This is a genomic window from Caulobacter sp. GW821-FHT11E10, assembly GCF_058808375.1.
Genome location: NZ_JBXARP010000002.1, coordinates 470361 through 484170, shown reverse-complemented (window position 1 = coordinate 484170; position 13810 = coordinate 470361). Strand labels below are relative to the sequence as shown.

At 66.2% G+C, this 13810-nt stretch carries 11 protein-coding genes; 8 read left to right on the top strand and 3 right to left on the bottom strand.

The window, feature by feature from the left end:
- Positions 1-33: 33 nt before the first annotated feature.
- From AC1RRV_RS05345 to AC1RRV_RS05315, 7 genes are all read left to right on the top strand, one after another.
- Entirely contained in the window at positions 34-1344 is a 1311-nt protein-coding gene (locus AC1RRV_RS05345) for an HlyD family type I secretion periplasmic adaptor subunit (protein WP_492858543.1), read from the top strand.
- A 139-nt stretch (positions 1345-1483) separates the two neighbouring features.
- Positions 1484-2461, top strand: a complete 978-nt coding sequence (gene gmd / locus AC1RRV_RS05340; RefSeq protein ID WP_492858542.1) for a GDP-mannose 4,6-dehydratase — start codon at positions 1484-1486, stop codon at positions 2459-2461.
- Positions 2461-3108 carry an acetyltransferase gene (locus tag AC1RRV_RS05335; RefSeq protein ID WP_492858541.1) on the top strand — a complete coding sequence of 216 codons (648 nt, stop codon included), beginning with the start codon at positions 2461-2463 and terminating at the stop codon, positions 3106-3108. Before gmd ends, AC1RRV_RS05335 begins: the two co-directional genes overlap by 1 nt.
- Positions 3105-4220, top strand: a complete 1116-nt coding sequence (locus AC1RRV_RS05330) for a DegT/DnrJ/EryC1/StrS family aminotransferase (RefSeq protein WP_492858540.1) — start codon at positions 3105-3107, stop codon at positions 4218-4220. The genes AC1RRV_RS05335 and AC1RRV_RS05330 overlap by 4 nt, the downstream gene beginning before the upstream one ends.
- A 3-nt stretch (positions 4221-4223) precedes the next feature.
- Positions 4224-5261, top strand: coding sequence for a glycosyltransferase family 4 protein (locus AC1RRV_RS05325; RefSeq protein WP_492858539.1), 1038 nt, complete (start codon positions 4224-4226; stop codon positions 5259-5261).
- Positions 5258-6295: a glycosyltransferase family 4 protein gene (locus tag AC1RRV_RS05320; protein WP_492858538.1), complete on the top strand. Its 1038-nt coding sequence runs from the start codon at positions 5258-5260 to the stop codon at positions 6293-6295. The genes AC1RRV_RS05325 and AC1RRV_RS05320 overlap by 4 nt, the downstream gene beginning before the upstream one ends.
- A gap of 56 nt (positions 6296-6351) precedes the next feature.
- Positions 6352-7944 carry a TolC family outer membrane protein gene (locus AC1RRV_RS05315; RefSeq protein WP_492858537.1) on the top strand — a complete coding sequence of 531 codons (1593 nt, stop codon included), beginning with the start codon at positions 6352-6354 and terminating at the stop codon, positions 7942-7944.
- Here AC1RRV_RS05315 and AC1RRV_RS05310 read toward each other — a convergent pair.
- Positions 7941-9230 (bottom strand): glycosyltransferase, encoded by a 1290-nt coding sequence (locus tag AC1RRV_RS05310; protein ID WP_492858536.1) that lies wholly within the window; start codon positions 9228-9230, stop codon positions 7941-7943. The genes AC1RRV_RS05315 and AC1RRV_RS05310 overlap by 4 nt on opposite strands.
- Positions 9231-9414: 184 nt before the next feature.
- Between AC1RRV_RS05310 and AC1RRV_RS05305 the strand changes: the two genes are divergently transcribed.
- The gene (locus AC1RRV_RS05305; protein WP_492858535.1) at positions 9415-10950 is read left to right on the top strand and encodes a methyltransferase regulatory domain-containing protein; all 1536 of its coding nucleotides are present in this window, start codon (positions 9415-9417) and stop codon (positions 10948-10950) included.
- A 572-nt stretch (positions 10951-11522) separates the two neighbouring features.
- Here the strand turns inward: AC1RRV_RS05305 and AC1RRV_RS05300 are convergent.
- Both AC1RRV_RS05300 and AC1RRV_RS05295 read right to left on the bottom strand, forming a co-directional pair.
- Positions 11523-12272: a DUF599 domain-containing protein gene (locus AC1RRV_RS05300; protein WP_492858534.1), complete on the bottom strand. Its 750-nt coding sequence runs from the start codon at positions 12270-12272 to the stop codon at positions 11523-11525.
- A 98-nt stretch (positions 12273-12370) separates the two neighbouring features.
- Positions 12371-13804 carry an MFS transporter gene (locus AC1RRV_RS05295; protein ID WP_492858532.1) on the bottom strand — a complete coding sequence of 478 codons (1434 nt, stop codon included), beginning with the start codon at positions 13802-13804 and terminating at the stop codon, positions 12371-12373.
- Between the last annotated feature and the right edge of the window lie 6 nt (positions 13805-13810).

Sequence of the window (13810 nt, the reverse complement as noted above, 5' to 3'; positions counted from 1 at the left end):
CGCCCTTCGGGCGCGCCTCTTAGGCCGAAAAATATGCAGCCCCCGAAGATCCAACGTCCCACGGACAACTACAAACGCGTGGCCCGCATTGGCTACGCGATTATCCTCTTCACCTTCGTCGGGTGTCTGGGTTGGGCGGCGTTCGCGCCGCTCGGCAGCGCCGTGATCGCTCAGGGCATCGTTTCGGCCGAGGGCAGCCGCAAGACGGTTCAGCACCTTGAGGGCGGGATTCTCAGCAAGATCCTGGTCCACGAAGGCCAGCGCGTTAAGGCCGGCCAGGTCCTGTTCGAACTGGACGCGACTCAGGTCGACGCCGCCGCCGGCATCACGCGTAGCCAGTACGTGACGTTGAAGGCCATGGAAGCCCGGCTGCTGGCCGAGCGCGACCAACGGGCGACGGTCAGTTTCCCGGCCGATCTCGTCAGCCAGCGGGCCGATCCGGTGGTGGCTCGCGCCCTGGCCGACGAAGAGTCCCAGTTCTACGAGCGCCGGCGGACGATCTCCGGCCAGGTCGATCTGTTCAACGCTCAGCGCGACCAGTTCCAGAGCGAGATCCAGGGCATCGATCGTCAGACCGAAAGCCTGAAGAGCCAGCTCGGCTTCATCCAGGACGAGTTGGGCGACGTCCGCAAGATCTACGACAAGGGCCTGGTGCCGCGTCCGCGCCTGCTGGCGCTGGAGCGTGAGCAGGCCTCGCTGTCGGGCAGCATCGGCCGCCTGGCGGCCGACCGCGCCAAGGCGACGCAAGGCCTGAGCGAAACCCAGCTGAAGATCCGTCAGGTCAAGCAGCAGTTCTACGAAGAGGTCAGCCAGGCCATCGCCGAGACCCGGGTGAAGCTGGCCGAGGTGACCGAGAAGGAAGTCGTGGCGTCCGACGCCCAGCGCCGGATCACCGTCCGGGCGCCGGTCAGCGGCACCGCCCAGAACCTGCGCTTCTTCACCGAAGGCGCGGTCATCCGTCCGGCCGAGCCGATGGTCGAGATCGCGCCGGATAGCGACGCCCTCGTCATCCAGGCCCACTTCCAGCCCACCGACGTGGACAACATCCGTCCGGGGATGGTCACCGAGGTGCGTCTGCCGGCCTTCCACTCGCGTGAAATCCCGATCCTGAACGGCAAGATCGTCTCGATCTCGGGTGACCGCCTGAGCGATCCGGAGGGCAAGGTTGTCTACTTCCTCGGTATCGTGACCGTGGATATCAAGCAGCTGCCGCCCGAACTGCGCTCGAAGGTGACCGCCGGCATGCCCGCTCAGGTCTTCGTGCCGACGAGCAACCGGACGATGCTGCAGTACCTGTTCTCGCCGCTGCGCGACACCCTGCGCACCACCATGCGCGAGGAGTAGGGCAGGCGATTTCAAACGCCTGATTTACAACGCTTTTCGGAAAGCGGCGATCGACCAGCGAAATGTCGTCGGCGCCGCTTTCCAATCGCTTCCAATAGTGTAGTCAGAGCCTTTCTTTCTTACTGGAGTCGATGAGAGCGTGGCGAAGACGGCTTTGATCACCGGGGTCACCGGTCAGGACGGGGCGTACCTCGCCAAGCTGCTGCTGGAGAAGGGCTACAACGTCCACGGCATGCTGCGTCGCTCGGCCTCGGCCGACGTGATCGGTGATCGTCTGCGCTGGATCGGCGTCTATGACGACGTTCAGCTCGAACTGGGCGACCTGCTGGATCCGGGCGGCCTGTCGCGCCTGGTGCGCCGCCTGCAGCCTGACGAAGTCTACAACCTGGCCGCCCAGAGCTTCGTGGGCGCTTCGTGGGACCAGCCCCACCTGACAGGCTCGGTCACCGGCCTGGGCACGACCAACATGCTGGAAGCCGTGCGCCTGGAATGCCCGCAGGCCCGCTTCTATCAGGCCTCGTCGTCCGAGATGTACGGCCTGGTGCAGCACCCGATCCAGTCCGAGAAGACCCCGTTCTATCCGCGCTCGCCGTACGCCGTGGCCAAGATGTACGCCCACTGGATGACGGTGAACTATCGCGAGAGCTTCGGCATGCACGCCTCGGCGGGCATCCTGTTCAACCACGAGAGCCCGCTGCGGGGCATCGAATTCGTGACCCGCAAGGTCACCGACGCCGTGGCGGCCATCAAGCTGGGCCAGCAGAAGACCGTCGACCTGGGCAACCTGGACGCCAAGCGCGACTGGGGCCACGCCAAGGACTACGTCGAGGCCATGTGGATGATGCTGCAGCAGGAGACGCCGGACGACTACGTGGTCGCCACCGGCAAGACCTGGACGGTCCGCGAGATGTGCGAGGTGGCCTTCGCCACCGTCGGCCTGAACTATCAGGACCACATCACCATCAATCCGAAGTTTCTGCGCCCCGCCGAAGTCGAACTGCTGCTGGGCGACCCGACCAAGGCCAAGGAGAAATTGGGCTGGGAGCCCAAGATCACCATGCAAGAGCTGATCGCCGAGATGGTCGAGGCCGATCTCGCTCGCCGGTCCAGGAACTGATGAGCCCAACCCTCGATATCGGGGGCGTCGTCATCATCGGCGGCGGCGGCCACGCCAAGGTGGTCATCGAAAGCCTGCGGGCCTCCGGCAAGACGGTGGCGGCGATCATCGACGCCGATCCGACCCCGCGCGAGGTCCTGGGCGTCCCGGTGGTCGGTGACGACCTGGCCTTGCCCGGCCTGAAAGGGCAGGGGTTTTCCGAACTGTTCGTCGCGATCGGCGACAACCGGCTGCGTGAGAAACTGGGACGCAAGGCCCAGGGTCTCGGCTTCACCCTCGTCAACGCCATCCACCCTTCGGCGATCGTCTCGCCGTCGGCGCGGATCGGCGAGGGCGTGGCGATCATGGCCGGCGTGGCGATCAATGCCGACAGCCGGGTCGGCGATCTATCCATCATCAATACCGGCGCGGTCGTGGATCACGACTGTGACCTGGGCGCGGCCTGCCATCTTGGTCCGGCCTCGGCCCTGGCCGGCGGCGTGACCGTCGGCGAGCGGACCTTCCTCGGCGTCGGCGCGCGGGTCATCCCCGGCGTGACGATCGGGGCGGACACCATCGTCGGCGCCGGCGGCGCCGTGGTCCGTGACCTTCCGGACGCGGTCGTGGCCATCGGGGTGCCCGCCAGGATCAAAGGAGAGCGTTCTTGACCAGTCTTCCGCGTATTTCCGTCGCCGCCCCCAGCCTCGACGGCAATGAGCGCGACTATGTGCTGGAGTGCCTGGACTCGACGTGGATCTCGTCGGCCGGCCGCTTCATCACGGACTTCGAGAAGGCCTTCGCCGACTATTGTGGCGTCAAGCACGCCATTACCTGCAACAACGGCACTACGGCCCTCCACCTGGCCCTGGTGGCCATGGGAATCGGCCCCGGGGATGAGGTGATCATCCCCAGCCTGACCTACATCGCCTCGTGCAACGCGGTGACCTACTGCGGCGGCACGGTCGTGCTGGTCGACAACGACCCGCGCACCTTCAATGTCGATCCGGCCCTGATCGAGGCCAAGATCACGCCGCGCACCAAGGCGATCATGCCCGTGCACCTGTATGGCCAGGTGGCCGACATGGATCCGATCCTGGAGATCGCCAGGAAGCATGGCCTGATGGTCATCGAGGACGCGGCCGAGGCCGTCGGCGCGACCTACAAGGGCAAGATGTCCGGCTCGCTGGGCGACTGCGCCACGTTCAGCTTCTTCGGCAACAAGATCATCACCACCGGCGAAGGCGGGATGATCACGACGAATGACGACGAACTGGCCCGGGTCATGCGCCTGTATCGCAGCCAGGGCATGGATCCGAACCGCCGCTACTGGTTCCCGGTCGTCGGCTTCAACTACCGCATGACCAACATCCAGGCCGCCATCGGCCTGGCCCAGCTGGAACGGGTCGACACCCACCTGGCCGCCCGCGAGCAGGTCGTGGCCTGGTACGAGGAAAAACTGGCGCGCCTGGGCAACCGGGTGATCAAGCCGCACGTCGAGGACACCGGCCGCCATGTGTTCTGGATGTACACCGTGCGTCTGGGCGAGGGCCTGGCCGTCTCGCGCGACCAGGTGATCAAGGACCTGGACGCCCTGGGCGTCGAGAGCCGTCCGGTGTTCCACCCGATGCACGTCATGCCGCCCTATGCCCATCTGGCGAGCGGCGACCTGACCAATGCCGAGCGCTGCGGCGCCGATGGCCTGAACCTGCCCACCCACGCGGGCCTGACCGAGGCCGACATCGACCGTGTCGTCGCCGCGCTCGACCAGGTGCTGGTCTAGCCGATGCGCATCGTCCTGCTGTCCTCGATCGTACCGTTCATCAACGGCGGGGCGCGCTTCATCGTCGAGTGGCTCGAGGAGAAGCTGCTCGAGGCCGGCCATGAGGTCGAACGGTTCTATCTGCCGTTCGTCGACGATCCGAACGAGATCCTGCACCAGATCGCCGCCTGGCGGATGATGGACCTGACCGAGTGGTGCGACCGGGTCATCTGTTTCCGGCCGCCGGCCTATGTGGTGGAGCACCCGAACAAGGTGCTGTGGTTCATCCACCACATCCGCACCTTCTACGACCTGTGGGACACGCCCTATCGCGGCATGCCGGATGACGCCAACATGCGCGCCGTCCGCGATAACCTGCGCGCCCTCGACACGCGCTCGATCGCCGAGTCCCGGGCGGTGTTCACCAATTCCCAGGTGGTCGCCGACCGTCTCAAGAAGTTCAACGGCCTGGACGCCACGCCGCTGTATCCGCCGATCTACCAGCCCGAGCGCTTCAGCCACACGGGCTATGGCGACGAGATCGTCGCCATCTCGCGCCTGGAGCCGCACAAGCGCCAGGCCCTGATGATCCAGGCCATGCAGCATGTGAAGACCGGCGTGAAGCTGCGTCTCGCCGGCACGGCGTCGAGCCCGGAATACGGCCGCCAGCTGGTCCAGATGACCAAGGACCTTGGCGTCGAGGATCGCGTCATTCTCGAAGACCGCTGGATCAGCGAGGACGAGAAGGCGCAGATGCTGAAGGAGGCTCTGGCCATCGCCTACCTGCCCAAGGACGAGGACAGCTACGGCTACCCGTCCCTGGAAGGCGCTCACGCCCGCAAGCCGATCATCACCACCACCGACTCGGGCGGCGTGCTGGAACTGGTCGAGCACGGTCGCAACGGCCTGATCAGCGAGCCGGACGCCAAGGCCCTGGCCGAGCAGTTCGACCGTCTGCACGCCGACAAGAAGGGCGTGGCCAAGATGGGGACCGCGTCCCTGAACCGCCTGGCCGAAATGAAGATCGACTGGAGCACCGTCGTGGAGCGGCTGACCGCATGAAGGTGCTCGTCGTCAACAACGCCGCCCCGTTCCAGCGCGGGGGCGCGGAGGAACTGGCCGACCACCTGGTCCGTCGCCTGAACGCCACGCCCGGCGTCCAGTCCGAACTGGTTCGCATCCCTTTCACCTGGGAGCCGGCCGAGCGCCTGATCGAGGAGATGCTGATCTCCAAGGGCATGCGGCTTTACAATGTCGACCGCGTCATCGGCCTGAAGTTTCCGGCCTATCTGGTCCCGCACCAGGACAAGGTCCTGTGGCTGCTGCATCAGTTCCGCCAGGCCTATGATCTCTCCGAGGCCGGCCAGAGCCACCTCGACTTCGACGACACGGGCAGGGCGGTGAAGGCGGCGATCCGCGCGGCCGATAACGCCTGCTTCGCCGAGTGCAGCAAGATCTACTGCAACTCGCCGGTCACCCAGAACCGCCTGATGAAGTTCAACGGCGTCGGTAGCGAGGTCCTGTACCCGCCGCTGAACGACGGCGAGTTGTTCACCGGCGGCGACTATGGCGACTATGTCTTCGCCGGCGGCCGGGTGGCGGCGGGCAAGCGCCAGCATCTGCTGATCGAGGCTCTGGCCCTGCTGCCGAACGGCCCGCGTTTGGTCATCGCCGGGCCGCCGGAAAACCAGGCCTATGCCGATCGCCTGACCAAGCTGGTCGAGGATCTGGACCTGAAGGATCGCGTCGATCTGCGCTTCGGTTTCCACCCGCGCGCGGACATCGCCCGGTGGGCCAACGGCGCCCTGGCCTGCGCCTACCTGCCCTTCGACGAGGACAGCGTGGGCTATGTGACCATGGAAGCCTTCGCCGCGGGCAAGCCCATGCTGACCGTCACCGACGCCGGCGGTCTGCTGGAGATCGTCAGCACGGACACCGGCGCGGTCGCCGAACCGACGCCGGAGGCCCTGGCCCAGGCGCTTGATCGTTTGACGTCGGACAAGGCGCGGGCGATATCGCTGGGAGGCGCGGCGCGAAAGCTCTGGCGCGATAAGAACGTCACATGGGAAGAGACGGTCCGCCGTCTTCTTGATTAAGCCACAAAGATTGGGTTGAAGGCCGCGTTATGGCCAAGTCCGCCCAGGTTTAGGATATGCGAGTGCTGTCGAAAGTCTTGTCCCTTCGGACGTCCGTAATCGCCTTGGCGCTCGCCATGGCCATGTCCGGTCATGCCGAACGCGCGCACGCCGAGACCCTGGCCGACGCGATCACCGCGGCCTATCAGACCAATCCCAACATCCAGGCCCAGCGCGCGGCGATGCGCGCCCTGGACGAGAACTATGCTCAGGCCCGCGCGGTCTATGGTCCTCAGGCCAGCGCCTCGGTCTCGGAAAACTACGGCTGGAGCAAGCTGAACGGCCGTGTGAGGGGTTCGGAAGCCGCGAGCCAGACGAACCAGCTCTCGATCAGCCAGATCATCTACAGCAACGGCCGCTACGCCTCGCGGCTGGGCGGTGTCGAAGCCCAGATCCGCGCCTCGCGCGAAAGCCTGCGCCGGCTGGAGATGGACCTGCTGGTTCGCGTCACCAACGCCTATGTCTCGGTCCGTCGCGACCGCGAAGTATTCCGGATCGCCCAGGGCGGCGAGGCCTGGCTGCGCAAGCAGTTGCAGGACACCCAGGACAAGTACAGCGTCCGTCAGGTCACCCTGACCGACGTCCAGCAGGCCAAGGCGCGCCTCGCGGGCGCCACCACCCAGCTGACCAACGCCCAGGCCCAGCTCAATGTCAGCGTCGCCTTCTACGCCTCGCTTGTCGGTCACCTGCCGGATACGCTCGAGCCCGAGCCCGACATCGACGACCTGCCCAAGACCCTCGACGAAGCGTTCAACATCGCCGAGGAGTCCAATCCCGTTCTGCTGAGCGCGCTGTATACCGAGAAGGCCTCGCGCCTGGGCGTCTCCGAAGCCAAGGCCCAGCGCCTGTTCTCGATCAGCGCGCGCGCCGACTACCGCAATGGTCCCAGCGCTTCGACATCGGCCAAGGAACCGTTCCGCGAGAGCTCGGTGAGCGCCGGCGTGACGCTGAGCCAGCCGCTCTTCTCCGGCGGTCAACTGGCCGCGGCCGTCCGCCAGTCGGTCGAGGAAAACAACCGCGACAAGCTCCTGATCGAGGACGCGCGCCGCACCATGGTGCTCAACGTCTCGCAGGACTGGGATCAACTGATCTCGGCGCGAACCTCGCTGGTCAGCCTTGAAGAGGAAATGAAGGCCGACACGATCGCCTTCTACGGCGTGCGCGAGGAAGAACGCTTCGCCCTGCGCAGCACCATCGAGGTGCTGAACGCCCAGGCCGAACTGCAGAACGCCCAGATCAACTTCGTGCGTGGCCGCGCCAACGAATATGTCGGCCGGGTGCAACTGCTGGCCCAGGTCGGCACGTTGGAAGTCGGCAACCTGGCGCCGGGCGTCCAGCCCTATGATCCCGAGCGGCACTTCAAGAAGGTCCGCTACAAGGGCATGCTGCCGACGGATCTGGTCGCTCTGACGCTGGACCACATCGCCGCGCCGCTCGTGCCGCCGATGAAGGCCCGCAAGCCCAAGGCCGGCGATACGACGCCGATCCGGCCGCCGTCCTCGGAACTGCCGGCCAGGCCGGTGTCGGCCGACAAGGTTGAGGCGCCCCAGTCGATCCTGGATCTTCCGGCCCTGAGCGACGCGCCGGTGACGACGGCCCCGAAGCCCTAAGTCAGCGGCAGCAGGCCGCGGATCATCCGTAGCCAGGCTTCTCTATCGAACGAGACATGGCGGTTGCGTTTAGTCGCAGCCGCCATTTCCTTGCGTCGGGCCTCGTCGGCGATCAGCCGGGCCAGCTTGACGGCGGCGTCGTCGACATCAGCGTCGGCCCAGCGTCCGGCGCGATAGATGGCGCCGTCGCGTTCCACCCGGACCAGGGTGAAGTCGACCAGCAAGCCCGAGGCCGGGTCCGTGAACTCGACGTTCGAGGACCAGCCGGTGGCCAGGGTCGGCTTGCCCAGCCACATCGCCTCCGCCAGCAGCAGGCCGTAGCCCTCGGAGCGGTGCAGAGACAGGACGATGTCGGCGCTGGCCGTCAGGATCGCCATGTCCTCAGCCGACAGGTTCTGGGCCATCAGCCGGATGGCGGGATCGTCGGCGACGTCGATCCGCAAGGCCTCGAAGGTCTCGGGATAGAGCTCGGCCCCCACGACCTTGCAGAGCAGCAGGGCGGGGCGGTTCGCCGTCGCCTGGGCCTTCTGGAAGGCGCGCAGGCTGGCGCGAGGGTTCTTGCGGTGGGCGGTGGAGCGCAGGTCGAAGGCCATCAGCACCACCACCCGGTCGTCGGGCAGGTCGAAACGGGCGCGATCCGCCGCCGGGCGCGGATTCAGATAGAGGGGGTAGGGGACCGGCGAGACCTTTACCCGGGCCGGAGCGATCTTGCGGACGGCGTCGGCGGCGAAGGCCGACGGGGTCCAGACCTCGTCCACCAGATCGAAGGCCGGCGCCCATTCGGCGGGGGCGTCTTCCAGCTCCCAGGCCCAGTAGCCGATGTGCCGCCGACCCTCGAGGCCGCGCCCCTCGGTCTCGCGCGCCCAGCGCAGCAGTTCGGGAGGATTGATGTGCGAGATCACCACGCCGCGTTCGCCGGCGGCCGGGGGCGGGAAGACGGCCGGCAGCTCGATCGGGAAACCGACCTGGGCCGAGAGGTCCACGGCCCGCGTGGGCAGGCCGGCGTCGGCGAAGCCACGGGCCAGCATGCGGGCGCCTTCTCCCAGGCCGTGAATGGCGCCGTGGAAGCCGATGATGGTGATCGGAAGGGTCGGTGGCAGATTCCCGCGCCTGGCCCGTCGCCGCGCCCGCGACTGGGCCGAGCGCTCCGCGTGGGCCTTCGCCGCGCGGTCCAGAGTCCCGGCCAGGGCCTCAAACGCCGCGCCGGGCGCGCCGACGGTCAGGTGGGCCGCCCGACGCACCGGAGCCGGCAGAGTTCGCCATAGCGCGAGAAGTTTGGACGTCATGGGCGGTCGGGCATGCGGAATCACGCGCCGATCGCGGCGAGCCGTCGACCTATAGCGATTTGCTATGAGCGAGCGCCATCGGAAAGGCGTCCGGGCCCGTTCCGCGAACACGTTCCGCGAACTTGTCAGGGCGGGCGTTTCAATGCAGCAATGCAACCCTTCCTGCGCCGAGAATGAGGGCTTCGTGTCGACTGAGTGGAATGCCGGCTACGTCACCGACGTGAACTACACCTTCGGCTACTATGGGGAGCTCAGCCCGCTCCGCTGCCGGTTGCCCTTGCTGCTGGTCGGTCAGCACGCGCCGAAGATCGAGAATGCCTGCGAGCTGGGCTTCGGCCAGGGGCTTTCGGTGGCGATCCACGCCGCCTCGCAGCCCGGCGTCAACTGGTATGGCACCGACTTCAACCCGTCCCAGGCGGCGTTCGCTTCGGAGCTGGTCCGGCTGTCCGGCGCGGACGCCAAGCTCTATGACGAAGCCTTCGCCGAGTTCTGCAATCGCAAGGATCTGCCGGACTTCGACTTCATCGGCCTGCACGGCATCTGGACCTGGATCTCCGACGAGAACCGCAGCGTGTTGGTCGATTTCGTTCGTCGCAAGCTGCGTCCGGGCGGCGTGCTGTACATCTCCTACAACACCAATCCCGGCTGGGCCGCCCACGCCCCCATCCGCCATCTGATGAAGCGCCATGCCGACGTCATGGGCTCGTCGGGGGCGGGCATCATCTCCACCACCGACGCCGCCCTCGGGTTTATCGAGAAGTTCTTCGAACTCGAACCCGCCTATGCGCGGCTCAATGCCGCCGCAATGGAGCGGTTCAAGCAGATCAAGGGGCAGGACCGGAAGTACCTGGCCCACGAGTACATGAACCGGGACTGGGACCCGATGTACTTCTCGGACCTGGAGAACTGGCTTGGCGACGCCAAGGTCGGCTTCGCCGCTTCGGCCCACGTTCTCGATCATCTCTACGATCTGAGCATGAGCGCCAAACAGGCCGAGTTCATCCAGGCCGTTCCCGATCTGTCGCTGCGTGAAACCCTGCGCGACTTCTGCACCAATCAGCAGTTCCGTCGCGACTACTGGATCCGCGGCGTGCGCAACATGACAGGGCACGAGCAGCTGGCGGCCCTGCGCGAGGAACGCATCGTCCTGACCGCCAGCAAGGAGAGCCTGCCCAAGAAGGTGCGCGGCCCAGGCCGCGAGGCGGGACTGGTCGACGCCGTCTACGACCCGATCTACGAGTTCCTCCTGGACCATAAGCCCCATTCGATCGCGGAGCTGGAGGCCCACCTCGCCGGCAAGGACATCAATTTCGGCAAGCTGACCTCGGCCGTGACCATCCTGTTGGGTCTGGGCGTCATCCAGTCAGTCGCGCCGGCCCAGCATTTCGAGACGGCCAAGCCGCGGGTCCACGCCCTGAACACCGCGATCGCGCAGCGGTCGCTGTCGGTCGGCGACATCGCCTATTTCGCCTCGCCGCTGTTTGGCGGCGGCATCTCGGCGCCGCGTTTCCAGCAACTCTTCTGGCTCAGCAAGCAGAGCGGCGGCAAGACGCCGGCGGATTGGGCCAGCTTCGCGTGGAAGCACCTGTCGGCGCTGAACCAAGCGTTGGTCAAGGACGGCGCGCCTCTGAAGGGCGACGACAATCTGGCCGAGCTCAAGCTGCAGGCCGAGGAATGGGGTAATAGAATCCTGCCGCTCTGGACGGCGCTGGGGATCTAGGGCGCCCGAAACGCACGCGCTTAGCGAGAGCCGGGCTGACGGAACTCGCTGAGCGCCGCTATCGGATCGTGAATCGTCTGGTAACGATTCTCACCTGGATGGAGAGTGATCGCCAAATCTTCAAACGCTTTCTGGCGTAGTTTAAGCCTTGAGAAGTGTAGTTTGAAGGCTGCCGGAAAGTGCGGTCAAAAAATCAATGTTTAGGCCTTGATGCTGGATTAGCGGATCGCGCAGTAAACCTGCTTTGGAGAACTCTATAAATTGAAGAGTCTCCGATGCGCTTCCCGGCGGCCTCGATCGGGGTCCGATATTTCTACGGCGGGCGCGAGAATCTGACGGCCCTGTCGCAATAGCGGAAGTTGCAGTTTGAATTCACGACGAAATGTCGGATTCTCGTAGCAGAGTGGTTGCACACCCCGGCCGGTTAAGGTATGAAGGTGTTGTCTACCCACAAGACTTCCCATTAGCCCCGCCGGAGACCGAGTCACCGGCGGGGCTTATTGCATTTGGGGTCTTGCTGTTGGCGGCCTATGAACGCCGCCCTCGGGGCTGCGTTCCTCCACTCCGGTTTCCTAGATGCGATCTTCCGGCGGTTCTCGGTTCAGGGCCGTGAGGTGTGGGCCGTGGACCACGGGCTGGCGCTCCAGGATCTGGCGAACCTTGCGCACGGCGGCTGAGGCGCTGCTGCGGCGTTGGCGCCAGAGCAGCAGGGCCATGGCTCCGGCGGTGGCCACCAGGAAGGGTATCGGGCCCAGCAGCCAGACAGCGGCGGCCAGGGCGAAATAGTAGGCGCGGACGCCGGCGTTGAAGGCCGACAGGGCCGGATTGAGGATGCCTCCGGTGGCTTCGGCATATTCAGCCAGCACCGGGGGCGGAGCCCACATCGGCGCGGCGCCGATCGCGGCCACGCAGTAGTTCATCTGGCGGATCGCCCAGATGAAGTCGAGCAGGCCGCGGGCCAGGGCCACCAGAACGAGGCCCAGCTTGATCTGGAACATCATCGGCGTGGTCTTGGCCAGGACGGTCAGGCCCTCGACGCTCTTCCAGGCGCTGTCGCCGCCGAACAGCATGCTGCCCGCCGCGGCGATCAGGATCAGGTTCGACGAGGCGAAGAAACTGGCCGAGTTGATCGCGTGGCCCAGCAGCTGGCCGTCCAGCAGGGCGATTTCCCGCACCGCCATCTCCTGCATCCAGCGACGGCGGATCACGGTCATGTCGGCGTTCAGCACGCCGCCGCCCTTGCCCAGCCGCTTGAGCATGGGCTCGTACAGCAGCCAGCAGGCGGCGAAGACGGACAGGACGATGATGTCGAGCAGTTGCATGGGCGAAATCTAGACCGACGCGAAGAGTCGGAAAACCGGCTTAGTTTCTTTCATTGGGCGCACGGCGGGCCGCGAACCGCTGACGTTCGGCCGCCATGCTAGTCCTCGTGAATGAGACTGTTGCGGCCGGTGTCCTTCAGGATGATCGAGCAGATCAGGCCCAAGGTCATCACGCCGGCGACATAGATGTAGAAGGTGCTTTCGATGCCGCCGTGCTTGAAGGCCAGGGCCGCCATTTCGGCCGTTCCGCCGAACAGCACATTGGCCAGGGCGTAGGGCAGGGCGACGCCCAGGGCGCGGATCTCGGCCGGAAACATCTCGGCCTTCACCACGGCGCTGATCGAGGTGTAGCAGGACTGGAAAGCCATGCCGGCCAGGATCAGCCACAGGGCGCCGGTCACCGAGGTGGCGTGGCTGATGCCGGTCATGATCGGCCAGATCGTGAGGGCGCCCCCGCCGAAGGCCAGAATCAGCATCGGCTTGCGGCCGAACTTGTCCGAGAGCCAGCCGGCCAGGGGCTGGGCCAGCATGAAGCCGATCAGGCTGAGCGCGCTGACTTCCGAGGCCTGGGCCTTGGTGAAGCCGGCCGTGTTGACCAGGAACTTCTGCATGTAGGTCGTGTAGACATAGAAGGTCAGCGAGCCGCCGGCCGTCAGGCCCATGATCAGCAGGCTCTCGCGCGGGTGGCGACGGATCAGCGGCACGATCAGCGAGACGAAGAACAGCACCAGGAACACCGCCGCGGCGATCTGGCCGGGCCGGGCCCAGGGACCGGTGGTGACGCCCGCGACGCCGGCGATCACGGTCAGCGCCAGGAGGGCGGCGGCGCTGGCGACCTGGCCGCGCGACAGGGTTTCGCGCTGGGCGGGCCGCTTGAAGGCGATGCTCTCGTCCAGGCCTCGCCGGATCCAGAAGACGACCACGGCCAGCAGGGCGCCGATCACGAAGGGCACGCGCCAGCCCCACGCCTTCAGGTCGGCCTCGGGCAGGCAGCGCTGCAGCACGATCAGGACGCCCAGGGCCAGCAACTGGCCGGCGATCAGGGTCACGTAGTGGAAGCTGGACCAGAAGCCCCGGCGGGCCTTGCCGGCCATCTCGCTCATATAGGTGGCGCTGGCCCCGTATTCGCCGCCCACCGACAGGCCTTGCAGGACGCGCGCGAACAGCAGAATGGCCGGGGCCCAGAGGCCGATGGTCGCGAAGCCGGGCGTGAGGGCGATGATCAGCGCGCCGCCGCACATCAGGGCCACCGAGGCCGACAGGGCCGCGCGGCGACCGGCGTGGTCGGCGTACATCCCCATCAGCCAGGCGCCGATCGGTCGGGCGACGAAGCCGAGGAAAAACACAGCCGCGGCCTGCAACAGCTGCACGGTCTGGTCGCCCTTGGGGAAGAAGGCGGGCGCGAAATAGAGGGTGAAGGCAGCGTAGGCGAACCAGTCGTACCATTCGACCAGGTTGCCGGCGGAGCCGCCTAGAATGGCCTTGGCCCGAGCCAGAGGCGAGAGGCGCGCGGCCTCGGCGGTCGCCGTCATGTAATC